The sequence below is a fragment of the Flavobacterium flabelliforme genome, assembly GCF_017948675.1.
Taxonomy (GTDB): Bacteria; Bacteroidota; Bacteroidia; order Flavobacteriales; family Flavobacteriaceae; genus Flavobacterium; species Flavobacterium pygoscelis.
The window spans coordinates 1,124,647-1,140,927 of sequence record NZ_JAGFBU010000001.1 but is presented as its reverse complement, the minus strand read 5'-3'; the positions used below and the strand labels follow the sequence as shown (position 1 = coordinate 1,140,927).

The 16,281-nt window shown below is 31.6% G+C and carries 13 protein-coding genes; 5 read left to right on the top strand and 8 right to left on the bottom strand.

The features are described from left to right. Nucleotides 1-455: 455 nt before the first annotated feature. On the bottom strand, nucleotides 456-1,430 hold the full coding sequence (gene trpS, locus J3S90_RS04950) for a tryptophan--tRNA ligase (RefSeq protein ID WP_210645131.1): 975 nt from the start codon (nucleotides 1,428-1,430) through the stop codon (nucleotides 456-458). A gap of 228 nt (nucleotides 1,431-1,658) precedes the next feature. On the opposite strand from trpS, the gene J3S90_RS04945 reads away from it, so the two are divergent. After that, entirely contained in the window at nucleotides 1,659-2,417 is a 759-nt protein-coding gene (locus J3S90_RS04945; protein ID WP_210645129.1) for a lysophospholipid acyltransferase family protein, read from the top strand. On the opposite strand, the gene J3S90_RS04940 is transcribed toward J3S90_RS04945, so the two are convergent. The 7 genes from J3S90_RS04940 to J3S90_RS04910 all read right to left on the bottom strand — a co-directional run bounded on the left by J3S90_RS04940 (nucleotide 2,401) and on the right by J3S90_RS04910 (nucleotide 8,406). Further along, a complete protein-coding gene (locus J3S90_RS04940; protein WP_210645127.1) occupies nucleotides 2,401-3,822 on the bottom strand; it encodes a porin family protein in 1,422 nt (473 codons plus the stop codon). The two genes, J3S90_RS04945 and J3S90_RS04940, sit on opposite strands and share 17 nt — an antisense overlap. Further along, a complete protein-coding gene (locus J3S90_RS04935; RefSeq protein WP_210645125.1) occupies nucleotides 3,819-4,361 on the bottom strand; it encodes an RNA polymerase sigma factor in 543 nt (180 codons plus the stop codon). The genes J3S90_RS04940 and J3S90_RS04935 overlap by 4 nt, the downstream gene beginning before the upstream one ends. 10 nt (nucleotides 4,362-4,371) lie before the next feature. Then, nucleotides 4,372-4,785 carry a hypothetical protein gene (locus tag J3S90_RS04930; protein ID WP_210645123.1) on the bottom strand — a complete coding sequence of 138 codons (414 nt, stop codon included), beginning with the start codon at nucleotides 4,783-4,785 and terminating at the stop codon, nucleotides 4,372-4,374. Between the two features lie 336 nt (nucleotides 4,786-5,121). Then, nucleotides 5,122-6,129 carry a recombinase RecA gene (recA, locus tag J3S90_RS04925; RefSeq protein ID WP_188049510.1) on the bottom strand — a complete coding sequence of 336 codons (1,008 nt, stop codon included), beginning with the start codon at nucleotides 6,127-6,129 and terminating at the stop codon, nucleotides 5,122-5,124. Between the two features lie 196 nt (nucleotides 6,130-6,325). Continuing rightward, complete coding sequence (locus J3S90_RS04920) at nucleotides 6,326-6,835, bottom strand: acyl-CoA thioesterase (RefSeq protein WP_188049254.1); 510 nt, start codon at nucleotides 6,833-6,835, stop codon at nucleotides 6,326-6,328. A 34-nt stretch (nucleotides 6,836-6,869) separates the two neighbouring features. Beyond that, a complete protein-coding gene (locus tag J3S90_RS04915) occupies nucleotides 6,870-7,253 on the bottom strand; it encodes a DoxX family membrane protein (protein ID WP_188049253.1) in 384 nt (127 codons plus the stop codon). A gap of 4 nt (nucleotides 7,254-7,257) precedes the next feature. Beyond that, nucleotides 7,258-8,406 carry a DNA polymerase III subunit gene (locus J3S90_RS04910; RefSeq protein WP_210645121.1) on the bottom strand — a complete coding sequence of 383 codons (1,149 nt, stop codon included), beginning with the start codon at nucleotides 8,404-8,406 and terminating at the stop codon, nucleotides 7,258-7,260. A gap of 846 nt (nucleotides 8,407-9,252) precedes the next feature. On the opposite strand from J3S90_RS04910, the gene J3S90_RS04905 reads away from it, so the two are divergent. The 4 genes from J3S90_RS04905 to J3S90_RS04890 all read left to right on the top strand — a co-directional run bounded on the left by J3S90_RS04905 (nucleotide 9,253) and on the right by J3S90_RS04890 (nucleotide 16,112). Next, nucleotides 9,253-9,693: a hypothetical protein gene (locus tag J3S90_RS04905; RefSeq protein WP_188049251.1), complete on the top strand. Its 441-nt coding sequence runs from the start codon at nucleotides 9,253-9,255 to the stop codon at nucleotides 9,691-9,693. 72 nt (nucleotides 9,694-9,765) lie between these two features. Continuing rightward, complete coding sequence (locus J3S90_RS04900) at nucleotides 9,766-11,058, top strand: hypothetical protein (protein WP_188049250.1); 1,293 nt, start codon at nucleotides 9,766-9,768, stop codon at nucleotides 11,056-11,058. A gap of 109 nt (nucleotides 11,059-11,167) precedes the next feature. Beyond that, on the top strand, nucleotides 11,168-12,616 hold the full coding sequence (locus J3S90_RS04895; protein WP_210645118.1) for a T9SS type B sorting domain-containing protein: 1,449 nt from the start codon (nucleotides 11,168-11,170) through the stop codon (nucleotides 12,614-12,616). 1 nt (nucleotide 12,617) lies between these two features. Beyond that, complete coding sequence (locus tag J3S90_RS04890; protein ID WP_210645116.1) at nucleotides 12,618-16,112, top strand: PorP/SprF family type IX secretion system membrane protein; 3,495 nt, start codon at nucleotides 12,618-12,620, stop codon at nucleotides 16,110-16,112. The last annotated feature ends 169 nt before the right edge of the window (nucleotides 16,113-16,281 follow it).

The window sequence follows — 16,281 nt, the reverse complement described above, 5'->3', positions numbered from 1 at the left end:
ACATTAAAAAAAGATTAAACTTTAATATTTTCCAATACATTTTAAAGAAGTTTAATTTTATTTTTTCGCTTTTAAATTATAGTTCCATTTATGAATTGATTTGTGGACAAAACACTTTTAAATTGTAAGTTTTTTAACTTAATAAATTTCAATTATTTACAATTTGTTAAGCCAACAAATCTTACTATTACTCTGTAAAGACATTCTATCGATATTTTACCATCAATTTTTAGTGTAGTATTTCAAATTATTAACCGCCAATTGTATTTTAAAAAGTATTTAAATAAAAACTTAATTAGCCTTACTTTATTTAAAAAAGACTAGTATTTATATCGTTCTTTTTTTGCAATAGTGCTTAAAGTATTCTTTTGTATTTCTATTTCTGGTGTTATTTTACAAAAAAAATCCCTTTCTAGTTTTTATACTAAAAAGGGATTTTGATCTGTTTATTAAAGTTAATTTTCGTAGCCTAACTTTTCTCTAACTTTTGCTAAAACTCCATTAGCAATACTTGTTGCTTTTTCAGCACCAATTTTTAATAGGGCATCTACTTCAGAGCGGTTATTGATGTAGTAATTGTATTTTTCTCTTTCGGTTTTAAATTTTTCGCAAATTAACTCAAACAAAGCTTGTTTGGCGTGACCATAACCGTAATTTCCACCAAGATAATTAGAAGTCATAATGGCTAATTGTTCCTCAGTGGCTAATAATTTATAAATTCCAAAAGCATTACAAGTTTCAGGATTTTTAGGATCTTCTAGCGGTGTGCTATCCGTTTCTATACTCATCACTTGCTTGCGTAATGCTTTGTCATCCAGAAATATATTGATAATATTATTAGCTGATTTACTCATTTTTCCGCCGTTGGTTCCTGGAATTAGTAAACCGTCTTGTTGTACAATAGCTTCAGGAATTACAAATGTTTCACCCATTTGATGATTGAAACGAGAAGCGACATCACGCGTGATTTCAAGGTGCTGCAATTGGTCTTTTCCAACCGGAACAAACTCTGCATCGTAAAGCAAAATATCGGCAGCCATCAACATCGGATAACTAAATAAACCTGCATTTACATCATCCAATCGGTCTGCTTTGTCTTTAAACGAATGTGCTAATGTTAAACGTTGAAACGGAAAAAAACAACTTAAATACCATGACAATTCTGCCGTTTGTGGTACGTCAGACTGTCTATAAAAAACTACTTTGTTTACATCAAGACCACAAGCAAGCCAAGCTGCTGCTGTACTGTAGGTGTTTGTGCGCAACGTTTCGCCATTTTTTATTTGAGTAATCGAATGCAAATCAGCGATAAAAAGGAAGGATTCATTTTCCGGTTTATTTGATAATGCTATTGCTGGAATGATTGCGCCAAGTAGGTTTCCTAAATGAGGAGTTCCTGTACTTTGTACGCCTGTAAGTATTTTTGCCATTGTAATTTTTTTCTAATTCGCAAAGTTCGTGAAGTTTTTTATTTTTTACCGCAAATTCGCAAATTTTAAAAATAGTAGTTCCTGATTCTTAATTAAATTGTTTTTTAATAATTCCTGCATAATTGAAAGATTAATTTGTATCAAAAATTTAAATATTCACAGTAATTGTAAAAAAATGTAGTAAATTTTTTTAACAATTATAACTTCTGATTTGTTACTTTTGGCGTTATGAGAGGAGTAAAGATTATTTTTTGGACACTTTGGCGCATTTGGTTTTATGTTTTAATGGCCATTCCTATACTGATTATGTTTCCCTTTTTGGTTTTGTCTATTTTAACAGAAAGTGGTTATCCTTACTTTTTTAAAATGGCTAGAATTTGGGCTAAATTTATTTTATTCGGAATGGGATTCCGTTATAAAGTTGATAAGGAACAAGAGATGGAATATCGAAAAAGCTACATGATTGTTGCTAATCATACCTCAATGGCAGACATTATGCTAATGCTTGCATTAACTAAAAATCCATTTGTTTTTGTTGGAAAAAAAGAGCTTTCTAAAATTCCTTTGTTTGGTTTTTTCTATAAAAGATCCTGTATTCTTGTAGATAGAAATTCTTCTAAAAGTAAAATGGAAGTTTTTGACCTTGCTCAAAAAAGGATCAATCAAGGGTTGAGTATTTGTATTTTCCCTGAAGGTGGAGTTCCTGACGATGAATCTATTTTATTAGACACTTTTAAAGATGGAGCTTTTCGTTTGGCTGTAGATCATGGTATTCCAATTGCACCAATCACTTTTGCTGATAATAAAAAAAGATTTTCTTATACTTTTTTTAGCGGAAGCCCCGGTTTAATGCGTGTCAAAATGCATCATCATGTCGCGACTTCTGGCACAAATGTAGATCGAAAAGTAATTCGTGAGGAAGTACGTGAAATAATTTATTCTCAATTACTACAATTTGAGTCTGATACTATCAAAAATGGTAACTAATTCCGCTATATAATCCAAAAATCAAAGGTTTAGTTCCAGAATTTGTATTAAAAGTATTGAGTTGATATTTAAACATGGGTTCTAGATTCAACTGAAAAGATTTTATAAATTTATATTGAAATCCCAAACCAATATTAGTGCTAAAATTGACCGAATTTAAGTTGTTCGCTTCTCCCAATTGTATGGTATTATCTGATGAGATTAATGAAATTTTATTCTCGTCTAAAAATAACGTACTAACTCCAGCTATTACGCTAATGCCCATTTTTCGATCTAAAATAGCATAAGAAACTTCTAATGGAATTTCATAATATCCCATTTTTTGATTTACAGTTCCGCTGTTTGTTTTCTGTAAATCTTTTTCGAATGACATTAGAGGATTTCCGTCATTATTATTTCTTATCTCAATCATGGCATTTTCAGTATAGCTTACATTTGCTAAGGCAGTAGTATTTAATCCAGAAGAATAAATGACATTATTGGTGTTAAAACCTAAATCAAATTTATTAATTCCTGTTCTCAAAACCATTTTTTTGCTAACCGCATATTTAATACCAATACCAAAACCAACGCTTTTATCACTACTTTTTGAATTTTGATTAAATTCAGGATCAATGTTTGCCACTTTAGAATTGGGATACATTGCAGATACATTTGGTGCGATTTCCCATCTCTTTACATTATTTGATACGACTTTATCCTTAAGATCTTTTTTTTGCGCTAAAATGACTTCTAATTCGTTTGGAACTATAATTTCATTACTCCTTTTAGATTCTGATTGATCTTGATTAACAACTAAATTATCGTTTTTATTTATTGCTTCAGTTATTATTCCTGGGAATTGCAATTCACTTGAATTGGTTTCTTTTTTAAGTAAGTATTGATTTGCAATCAGTGACTCTGTTCTTGAATTTTTAAGATTTTTTACTACCGATTTTGAATTATTTTGTTGGCTATTCACTATAGCATTTTTTTGTTTACTTGTTGTATTATTCGTTGTTTTGGCAGATGATTCGTGTTGTATTGTGTTTGTTGAGGAATCACCAACAGCGATTGATAAACTTTTTATTTCCTCCATCTTTTTTTTAATTCCTCTTGAAGTACTGTCTATAATAACCGTAGTATTATTGTTTGAATCTAAAGATTCTTTGGGTATAACTATATTATTTTCAAGCCTATATTTAGTACTGTTTTGGGATTTATAAAGCGTGTTAAGACTAAAAAACCCAACAAAAAATGCAACAGCTATTCCTGAATATTTAAACCATAACGGAATAATTTTTCGTTCTTTTTTTTCTTCTTTTAAACCAGTTTGTATTTTTGACCAGGTTTGATCATTAGGAGCACTCTCAAAATCCTTAAAGCGTTCTTGAAACAATCGGTCTATATTTTTTTTATTTTTCATTTTGCCGATGATTCGAATTTAAAAGGGGTTATTTTTTCAATTTTTTCTTTCAAAATTAGTCGTGCTCTATAAAGATTAGATTTTGTTGTTCCAGTCGATATCTTTAGCATTTCACTAATCTCTTTATGAGAATAACCATCAAGAACATATAAACTAAATACAATTCGGTATTGATCCGGTAATTCTTGTATGATTTGCAAAAGATACTCTAGTGAGATATTTTCGTCTTCTATTTCTAGGGCTACTTCAGCTATGCTATCGTCAATTATTTCTAGAAACCGAATATCCTTAAAGCGGAGTAAGGCATTATTTATTAGTATTCTTTTGGCCCAGCCTTCAAAAGACCCTTTGCCACTATATTGATGTATTTTTTTAAAGATAATTATAAAACCATCTTGTAAATTGTCTTGAGCATCATCATAATTACGCGAATATTTAAGACACACCCCAAAAAACTTTTTAGCAAACAATTGATACAATTGTTCTTGAGCTTTGGGGTGGTTCTTTTTACATTCTGCTATAATTTCTTCTAATGACAAAGAATTTATATTATGGAGTTACTTGTACAACTACTTCTTCATACAAGTCTTTATTTTCAGCGTCTTTTCCTTTGTAAAATTTAAAAATATAAGATCCTGTAGCCGTTACTTGAAAATTGAAGGATGCCTCTGATAATGGCGGTAATTCAGTGGTGCAGGCTTGATTGTCTTTAACTGCAGCTTGTATCGCAATTGTTCTAGTATTTAAATTTTTATTATAGTAAATACCTTCAAAAAGATAACAAGCTGTAGGTCTTTGGTATTTTAATTTTATAGCATAGGTTTCTCCTAATTTAAAAGTAGCAGGAAGGGTATAACTATCAATTGGTAATATAGAATACGAGTATGTATCTTTATTTTCATTGTCAAGCGTACATCCTATTAAGGTGCTAATGACTACTAAAAGCAGTGCAATTTTTTTCATTTTTTTCATTTTTTAGTTAATAATTTATGCATTACTATCTTAAGAGTGTAGATTATAAAAAAGGTTGCTTGAAACATTATTTTTTTATCAAAATTAATGAACCTTATTAAAAATGGAAAGGATAGAATTGTACTTAAAATTTACTAAATTAAATAAAAAAAATAGTGTAACAATCTGTCATATATTGAATTAGTCATACTTTATATTTTTTCAGTTTGGATAAACAACAGATTTATTATCTTTTATTTCAAAGTACTTTAAAAAATTTTATGGAGTTTTTTCAAAAAAAAATGCTCGGAAGTTTTCCGAGCATTTTTATGAGTACAATGAATTTAATTATGCTTCTGCAATTTCTTTAATTCTTGCTTTTATTTTAATTTCTAATTCGTCTGCTAATTCTGGATTATCTTTAATTAAAGATTTTACAGCATCACGACCTTGTCCTAATTTAGTTTCTCCATAACTGAACCAAGAACCAGATTTTTTGATAATTTCAAATTCAACCGCTAGATCTAAAATCTCACCAGTTTTAGAAACCCCTTCACCATACATGATATCAAATTCGGCTACTTTAAAAGGAGGAGCCACTTTATTTTTTACAATTTTAACTTTGGTTCTGTTTCCAATTACGTTGTCACCATCTTTTATTTGTGTTGAACGACGAATATCTAAACGTACCGAAGCGTAAAACTTCAATGCATTTCCTCCAGTTGTTGTTTCTGGATTTCCAAACATTACTCCAATTTTCTCTCTCAATTGGTTGATAAAGAAAACTGTACAGTTTGTTTTGCTAATTGTTCCTGTTAACTTTCTTAAAGCTTGAGACATCAAACGAGCGTGAAGACCCATTTTAGAATCTCCCATTTCTCCTTCAATTTCACTTTTTGGAGTCAAAGCAGCAACCGAGTCAATAACTACAATATCAATTGCTCCTGAACGAATTAGGTTTTCAGCAATTTCTAATGCTTGTTCCCCATTGTCTGGTTGCGAAATGATTAAGTTTTCAATATCTACTCCTAATTTTTCAGCATAATTTCTATCAAATGCATGTTCAGCATCAATAAAAGCAGCAATTCCTCCCGCTTTTTGCGCCTCTGCAATCGCATGAAGTGTTAGCGTTGTTTTTCCAGATGATTCTGGACCGTAAATTTCTATAATTCTTCCTCTTGGATAACCACCAACTCCTAATGCTAAATCGATTCCCAAAGATCCTGATGAAATAGTTTCTACTTCCTCAATGGCTTTGTCCCCCATTTTCATTACAGTTCCTTTTCCGTAAGTCTTATCTAGTTTGTCCAGCGTAAGTTGTAACGCTTTTAATTTGTTTTCTTTTTCTGTGCTCATCTTCTCTTTTACCTTTTCTTTCATCTATTTGTATTATTTTATAACTGTAAGAAACTGACAGGATGTGTAATTATCCTGAAAATTCTAATTTTGCAAGAATATATATTTTCGTAAAAATACTTCTTTTTTTAATGTGAATATTCTCTTTATCAAATATTTTAAAACCTTAAGTTTTAATTAAAAATAAGGCTAATATTTAAACGAATAATGCTTTTAACTCTGTAGCATCTTGTGGATTCATTTTTCCTGCCAAAACTAAACTCAGTTGTTTGCGTCGCAGCGCTGCATCAAAACGTTCTTTTTCGAGTTCAGTTTCGGGTATTATCTGGGGAACTTCAACCGGTCTTCCTGTATCATCTACGGCCACAAAAGTGTATATTGCTTCATTAGCTTTTGCACGATTTCCTGATTGTCTGTCTTCTACCCAAACATCAATATAAATTTCCATTGAACTCTTGAAAGATCGGGAAACTTTTGCTTCCACATTTACTACACTTCCCAAAGGAATTGCTCTGTTAAAAGCTACGTGATTTACGGAGGCTGTAACGGTAATTCTGCGAGAATGTCTTCCTGCTGCAATACTTGCTGCACGATCCATACGTGCTAATAATTCACCGCCAAAAAGATTGTTTAAAGGATTTGTTTCACTTGGTAAAACTAAATCTGTTAGTATAGTCAAAGACTCTGAAGGATGTTTTGGTGTCATTTGTATTGTCAATGTAATTTTTTGTAATTTATTTTTAGTTTAACCAATAAACAGCTAATATAGCGGGTATAAAATAGATAACTATTGTTCTTGCTCCATCGTAATCTTTAGCCAAGCGCTGACCAAAAAGCAGCATTAATAAGGTAATACATGAAAAAACGGCTCCATAAAAACCAAAAAGCCTTCCGTTATTCACCACTAGTTGAACGCATCCTACGACGCATAAAATTCCGGCGATGAGTTCTAATACTAAAATGTTCGCTAATGCTAAAGGAACATTATTTTTTAAGGGTGTTTTTGCAAAATGACCTTTTAGCCAATCTACGTTGTCTTTCCAGTTAAAAAGTTTATCGTAGCCTGACTGTAGAAATGTTATAGCTAAAAAAATTAAAATTAAAATAGAAGTAATGTTGTTCATTTTTTTATTTTTTGTGAATTAAACGGGTTAGTTTGATTGATAAATCGGTTAAAATAATTTTTGCGTTTCCATTGCGCTCGATATGATACATAGCATCTGAAAGTTCTTTAAAAATGTCATTAATGTTGTTGCCATTTACAAAAGGCGCAAAATTTTCTAATTTGAACTTTTCGACTTGAGGTTCTATATAGACTAATTTAGGTGTTTGATAATTCAGTAACAAAGCTTGGCGAAACATATCAATACAAAAATGAAGAAATTTTTTCTGTGTTTCTCTTCCTAAAGCAGCGATTTGTTCACTCCATTGAATAAGATCTTGTATTGCAGCAGCATTTCCTTTGGCTCTAAAAGCTGCACGGACCCAATCTACAAACCATTTTTCGAAAAAAGTGGTCTCGCTATCGGGTTGTAATAACTGAATCGCTTTGTTATAGTTTCCTTGTGCTTGATGAGCTATTTTTAAAGCCGTTTTGGGATCTGCATTTTCATTAGAAATTAAAGCTTCTGAAATTATGTTTTCGGGTAAGCCATTAAAATGTAATACTTGACATCGTGAGCGAATGGTTTGTATAATATCTTCTTCATTTTCGGATATCAATATAAAAACAGTCTTATCTGTTGGCTCTTCAAGTAGTTTTAATAATTTATTAGATGCAGCAATGTTTAGCTTATCGGCCATCCAAATAATAACGATTTTGTGTCCACCTTCAAAAGATTTTAGCGCCAATAATTTAAGAATTTCTTGCGCATCATCGACTCTAATTTCTCCTTGCTTATTTTTTACCCCTAAAACTTGGTACCAATCAAAAAGACTTCCATATATGTTTTGTTCTAAAAACAGTCTCCATTCCGCTATAAAGTCAATACTTTTTGGCTTAGTTTTTACATCTTCTGTGCTGACTGTTGGATAGATAAAATGTAAATCAGGATGTGAAATTTTTTGGAATTTTAGATTACAAGCCAAGTTTTCTCCCTCATTTTGGCTATTGATATTGTTGCAGATAATGTACTGAGCATAAGCAATTGCCATAGCTAATGTTCCACTTCCTTCTGGACCAACAAATAATTGTGCGTGCGGAATTCGGCCTAAATCGGCACTTTTTGTTAAATGGTTTTTAATATGATCTTGCCCTAAAATTTCTGAAAATTGCATAAAGCAAAGATAATAGAAAATGGTATAGGCTAAAATTATATAAGGCAAAGTTTACAGGTTCAAAATTCCTGCTATAAATATTTTTTTGACTGCTTTAAAGTATTTTCTCTTTTGTTATCAAAAAAGCATTGAATTTTTATTACTACGCTAGTTTTTATAGTTTTAATTGTGATGTATTTAAAAACTTCAATCTATTAAGAGTTAATATTTTAATTTGATTGTTTTTTTAGCCAATTGGATTATTTGTCCTGGTTTTATTTAAATTATTTTTGTTTCCCCCAACAATTAATAGATGTTTTGTCGTTAAAATTTTAATGCATTTACCTATCATAAATTAAAATATTTATGATGTTTTTGGAATGTCATATTTAGTTTATTTACCTTTTTTTGCTTAAATTTAATTAATTAACAATAAAAAAAATTGCATCATTCTATATAAAACCTTAGTATTGCAATATTAAGTAATGAAATTGAATGTGTAGAGTTAGCGTTCTTAATTTGGTTGTTAAAAATCATTTAGTTTTTAAGCATGTAAATGCTTGTTTAAGTTTAAACTATCTTTTTTTTGCAATTAAATAATACTATTTTTATAACCAGAAATCAATTTGGTTTTGAGATTATTATAAGGTAACTAATCCTCTTTTCTGTTTTTTTGTGTTTATTATTCTTACATTTTTTAATTGTTAAAAATTTTAACATACTGTAAGTTTCGTTTGTTTAATACGTATGGCTTGTGATACGAGCGTTTTGATAATACTTTTTTAACCAACGATTGTTAATAAATGTTGTAAATTAATTTTAATTTGTTACTTTTGTTTTGATAATATTAACTATTTTATATTAAGTATGAAGACTAAAATTATTTTTTTAAGTGTTTTTTTATTCACTGCCAGTTTGGGTTTTTCACAAAATAAAAATGCTCCAAGAAGTATTATTAGTTCAAGCGCATCCATTAAAAAATATCACGGTTTGGATGAATTGAGAGGTATGCAAAAAGGAGAGCTTTTGGAATTATATGTTGAACGAATACAAGTTCTTGTTAAAATATTACCTTATATTGCATTAGCTACTAAACCAGGAGTTACTATTACAGACATAGGTATACCTAATAATGCAGAAAACAAAAAATCGATGGAAGCGCAAGTAGAAGGTACTACTGCATTTCTAGCATTGACTGTAGATTTTCAAAGACGAATGTTGCCTTATTCGGATAAGGATAATTTAATTGCGGCTATTTTGTTCTATGAAAATACAATGAAATCGCTTCATGAATTTAACGAGTTGTAGTTCATATAATCCGTTTTAGATTAAGATTAAAATTAAAATCAGTAAAAAAAATAACCCTTTATTAATAATATTATGAAAAACATTACTAAACTTATTGGCGTGTTTCTTTTGATAGCTGGAAGTGTTACTGCACAACAGGAAAAAGGAATAATAGGATCTAATAATTGGTTAAACAATTGGACAGATTTTAAGCCTAATAAACAAGAATACGGAGAAGCCAACAGAATTTTAGCTGGTAATATTTCTGTAAATACAAAATTAGAAAAGAAAAATATTTACTTATTACAAGGAAATGTATACGTAACAAATAATGCTACACTTACAATTGATCCGGGAACAGTAATTATTTGTGATTCTGAATCAAAAGCATCTTTAGTAATTACTAAAGGAGCTACTTTAATAGCAGATGGTTTAGATACAGATCCTATTGTTTTTACTTCTAACAAAAGCTTGAAAAAAGCTGGAGATTGGGGAGGAATAATTTTATTAGGAGATGCACCTATAAATAGATTTGGTGGTGTTTCAGCAGCCAATTTTGAACTTAATCCTGCGTTAACTGCTTTCGGTGGAACTAACGCTGCAAGTAATTCAGGAATTTTAAGATTTGTAAGAATAGAATTTGCAGGTGCAAAATTAAAAGGTACAGAGAATTTTAATTCTTTATTGTTATGTGGAGTAGGAAATAAAACTGTAGTTGAAAATGTTATGGTTAGTTTTTCAGGAGGTGATTCTTTTGAAGTTTTAGGAGGAGAAGTGAAATTGAATAAACTAGTTTCTTTTAAATCTAGCAGTAATGACTACAAATTTAATTATGGTACACAATGCCAAATTGATAATTCATTAGCGATTCGTTCTTCGTTTTTATCTAATCAAAATGGTTCAAGATGTTTAGATGTTGCTTCTTACACTACTAAAGATGAAGTAGATTTTGCAAAAAAACAAACATTAGTTGTAGCTACAAACCTTACTTTAGTAAATGGTAGTGAAAACATTGCTGTTGATATCGCTTCAGGTTTGATTAAAGAGGCTATTTATGTTTCGGAAAATTCATCTTTAGAATGTAGAAAAACAGTAATATCAGGTTTTAATCCAGCTGTTTTGTTAGATAGTAAAATTGAAATTAATGACAAAAATCTAAAAAGAATTAAATTTGAACACATGTATTTTAATTTCTGTAACGGAAATATATTTACAGAGTTTAATACTAATAACGAAGATTTAGAAGGTTGGTATGGTAATAGTTCATTCGCTAATTTTTATTCTAAAAGCGATAACAACGAAACCTTTATTGACTTCTTAAATAACAAAAGACCAGACTTCAGATTGAAAATTGGAAAAATTGTTGCTTCTAATGTAGATAAATAGTTTTCAATTGAAAATAGTGTGAATTTTAACTTATGTAGGGATTCCTTTTTTTTCACTAAGTTATATTTGTTAGTTATACTATATTAAGAAGAGTTCAGCTATTGCTCCCATGGTAAAAAAATATTTTTCGTGTTTATTACTTTTAGTGCTGTTTTTATCAATTAGCACTACATATTCTCAAATATCTATAGGCTCACCTGTACTTAACTTTACACAAGTTTGTGCAGATGAGTCTTATAATTCAACTGCTCCATTTAAAGTTGAATTTAGCTTTTCGCCACAATCGGCATTAAATCCCAGTAATCAATTTATTGTAGAATTGTCGGATGCTAATGGCTCATTCTCTAGTGCTGTTATTCTTGTTAGCAGTAATCCAGGTGCAATAACTACTTCTAAAGGAAGTTTAAAATTTTCTTTTCCTCAAAATACGGGTGGAGAAAATTATAAAATCAGAGTAAGAAGTACTAACCCTGCAAAAACAAGCGCAGAATCTGTTTCTTTCTCAGCCTACTATCAAATTCAAAACAGTCCTTTTTCAATCAATAATTTTGTGGCTACAGCCAGTTATTGTTCAGGGGGTAGTTATGTTTTAAAAATTGATAATCCAGGTACTGGTACAAATGATTCTCCTCTTAAATATCCCTCTTTAACTTATAAGTGGTTCAAGGAAGCTTTACCTAATCCTATTTTAGTGGGAACTACAACCAGTCTGTCGGTAAATCAACCGGGTACTTATTATGTAGAAACCAATTATGGTTCTTGTACTTCTAATTCTTATTCCAATCGTGTAAGAGTTGAGTCTGCATCTGTTCAAATTTCAAATATTACCTCAAGTAAAGGAAATCCTTTTTGTGCTTCACAAGGAGCAACAACTTTAACAAGTCAAGTAGCAAATAGTTATCAATGGTATCTTGATGATGTGGCAATAAATGGAGCAACTGCAATCACTTATGATGCCAATAAAGCGGGTTCCTATTCTGTTAAAGTTGATTTGGGTGGCTGTGTTAATACTTCAATAATAAATTTACAAGAAATCCAATTTAACAGCAGTATAAATATCCCAGATGTAGTTACACTACAAGAGGGAGAGTCAAAAACTGTTATTGCCACTACTACAGCTATAAATCCTACTTTTCAATGGTTTAAAAATGGAATAATAGTGCCTGCAGCTACAACAAATAGTTATGATATTACAAATGCAGGAGATTATAGTCTGGTAATAAATCAAGCTACGGGTTGTGCATCTACTAAAACATTTAATTTTACATTTAAGTATCCTATTATAGACGCAAGTGTAACTTCAATACCAAATCTTATTAGTCCTAATGGAGATGATATAAATGATACTTGGGTTATTCCGCAAGAATATTTAGGAGGAACTAATACTGAAGTTCAGATAATAAGCGCTTCAGGGAAACAAGTTTTAAAAACTGATAATTATCAAAATAATTGGCCCGAAAGCTCTATGGATTTCAAAAATATAAACCCAGTCTTTTATTACATTATTACAACAAAAGATAAAAAAGTAAAAAAAGGTTCTATAACTTTGATTAAATAATATGAAGAAACTTTTACTATTCATTATCTTTTTTTACGTTTCAAATCAAATACTCTATTCTCAAGACATAGTCAAAGAGGATGGAGTTGTTTCGTTTACATTACCAATCAGAAATTCATTAAAATTTAATCGCTTTTTAATCAATCCAACTTTTAGTTTTGTTCGGGAACAAGGGAGTACTATTAGCTTTTACAACAAAAGACAATGGGTTCAATTCGATAATGCTCCTCAAACTTATTTGTTTGGTTATTCAGGTCGTTTTAGAGAAAATCAAGGGGTTTCTGTGGGTGTATTTCAACAAAATTACGGAGTTTTAACCACCTTTGGAGGTGTCCTAAATTTTGCTCAAAACGTAGAATTAGATCAAGATAGTAACTTAACTTTTGGATTAAATTTAGCCTTTTATAAGAGTGGTTTGAATACTGCGAAAGTTATTACGAATTATCCAGATCCTTCATTAGATAATATTCCTTCTAATTTTTTATTATCTATTAATCCAGGAATTAATTATGGTACTGCCTTTCTAGATTTTGGAGCCTCTATTAATAATGTATTCTTGTACAATATTAAGACTTCAAAAATGGTTCAGGATGATCCTGAGAAAAGTATTGAGTTACATGCAATGCATACAGGATATTTAGAAACCAATGGTTTTTTTGATAGAAGTAAGTTTTCTGCTTTGGTAAGAACAGAGCTTAAAAAAGAAAAAACAGTTATCGCAGGATTGGTCATGTTTGCTATTCCTAGTGGTGTTTGGGCACAAGGTGGATACAATACTTTGTACGGAATGTCTGGAGGTTTGGGTTTAAACTTAACTCCAAAAATTTCTATCGAATATAATTATGAAAAGGCTACTGGTAGTCTTTCTAATTTTGGTTCTTCACATGAAATTTCCCTTGCCTATAAATTTAAAAGTAACAAATACTATCAAGATGATGATGAGATTGAAGGCGCTATAATCAACACGACTCAAGCACCAAAAAACATTGCTAGTAAACCAAAACCTGCTGTAGCACCAAAAAACAATGCAGTTGCTGATGCAAAAGCTAAGTTAGAAGCGGAGAATAAAGCCAAAGCAGCTGTACTAGCTCAAGCTAGAGCAGATGCAGCCGCTAAACTTAAAGCAAATGAAGATGCAAAAGCTAAATTAGCAGCAGAGGCTCAAGCAAAACTAGCGGCAGTAGCACAAGCTAAAGCAGACGCAGATGCCAAAATTAAAGCAGACGCAGCAGCAAAAGCAGCGGCATTAGCACAGCCAAAACAAACGGAAAACGATAGAATCAAAGAAGCGCAAGCAAAAGCAGCAGCACTAGCTCAAGCTAAATTGGATGCTGAAGCAAAAGTCAAAGCAGATGCAGACGCAAGAGCAAAGGCTCTAGCTCAAGCCAAAGCAGCAACACTAGCCAAAGAAAAATTGGATGCTGCAGCTAGGATTAAAGCCGAATCAGATGCCAAACTATCAGCTGAAGCGCAAGCCAAAGCAGCGGCATTAGCTAAAGAAAAACAAGAATCAGATGCTCAAGCGAAAGCAGCGGCAGCTTTAGCCAAAGAAAAATTAGATGCAGCAGCTAAAGTTAAAGCGGATGCCGATGCTAAACTATCAGCTGAAGCGCAAGCCAAAGCTGCAGCATTAGCTAAAGAGAAACAAGAAACAGATGCTCAAGGGAAAGCAGCGGCAGCCTTAGCCAAAGAAAAATTAGATGCAGCAGCTAAAATTAAAGCGGAATCTGATGCTAAACTAGCTGCGGAAGCACAACTAAAAGCAGCAGCACTAGCAAAAGAGAAACAAGAAGCCGATGCTAAACTATCAGCTGAAGCGCAAGCCAAAGCAGCAGCATTAGCAAAAGAGAAACAAGAAGCAGATGCGCAAGCCAAAGCAGCGGCAATCCTTGCAAAAGAAAAATTAGATGCAGCAGCTAAAATTAAAGCGGAAGCCGATGCTAAACTAGCTGCGGAAGCCCAACTTAAAGCAGCAGCATTAGCAAAAGAGAAACAAGAAGCAGATGCGCAAGCAAAAGCAGCGGCAATCCTTGCAAAAGAAAAATTAGATGCAGAAGCGAAAATTAAAGCGGAAGCCGATGCAAAATTAGCTGCAGAAGCTCAAGCTAAAGCTGCAGCACTAGCTAAAGAGAAACAAGAAGCTGCCGTTAAGATTAAAGCGGATACTGATGCTAAATTAGCGACAGAAGCTCAAGCGAAAGCTGCAGCATTAGCGCAACAAAAATTAGAAGCAGAAGCTAAAGCCAAAGCAATAGCAGACGCTAAATTGGTTGCAGACGCTCAAGCAAAAGCAGCAGCACAAGCGAAAGAAAAATTAGAAGCAGAAGCTAAAGCTAAAGCAATAGTAGATGCTAAATTGGCTGCAGAGGCTCAAGCCAGAGCTACAGCATTAGCAAAAGAAAAAGTCGAAGCAGAAGCCAAAGCAAAATTAGCAGCGGAAGCGAATGCTAAACTAGCTGCAGAGGCTCAAGCAAAAGCAGATATAGAGAATAAATCAAGACTAGCACTTGAAGCTCAGGCCAAAGCAGCTGCTTTAGTTCAGGAAAAATTAGATGCGGAAGCAAAATTGGCTGCCGATGCCAAAGCGAAAGCAATAGCATTAGCTCAAGAAAAAAATATTTTAGAAGGCAAGGACGATAATGCCAGAGCCATGAAAGATTTGAGTCAATTTATAACGGAATCTGAAAGTGGTCAAAAAGATTTGTTAAGTAAATTAGATGCAACAGTTGCTGAAAGAGATAAAGAACTTAATGACTTAAAAGAGGAAAACGATTTAAGTGATAAAGGAATCTTTAAAGAGCCTAAACCTTTCAAAAGTATTTCTGCACAAAACAATGCTCTAGCTGCTTTACAAGCTAGTATTGCTGAGTTGAACAAAAGTCAAAATAATAAAATTGTTTCATTAGAAAATTTGTATAATGAGAGACTTAAAAAAGGAAATAAAAATGATCCAACTACGCTGTATTATTTAAAAACTATTGAAGCCTTAAAAGCAGATCAAGCTAAAGTTTTACAGACTAATACTAATTTATTAGCATCATTAGAAAAAATTAAAGTGGAAACTGAAATCGAAAAGAAAAGAAGAATCAAACGTGCTTCTTTTGAAAATGATCAAGGTCGCTACGCTAATGACATGGCAACCCTAAAACGTATTAAAGAAACAACGCCACTCAGTAAAGAAGTATTTAAACCGCAGGATTTTAATTATGGTGAAGAACAATCTAATATGCAGATCATTAAGAGTATTAAGAATGTTGAAGGTGGATATTATTTAGTACTAGCAGTACACAGTGATGTTGCCAAAAGAGATGAATTCTTACGAAAAGTGGTTGCTGCAGGAGAGAAAAATATTAATTTCTTTTACGATGTAAATACAAGTAAATATTTTATTTACTTTACTAAGTTTGACTCTATTGAAGAAGCAAAACAAGTACAAGATTCAAAAGGGAATAAACCTTATAACGGAAAAATGGTAATGGTAAGAGTCGAAAATTAGTATCATGAGCAGTAAAGTTTAATACAATACAATAATTCTAGAATTGGTGTAAAAATCAATTCTAGAATTTTATATATACATTTTTATTAAATTAAAAATGAAAAAAAATCTAACTTTTGTTAGAAAAAAAAAGTTTAAGTACAACCACAATCAAATTATTTTGATTGAA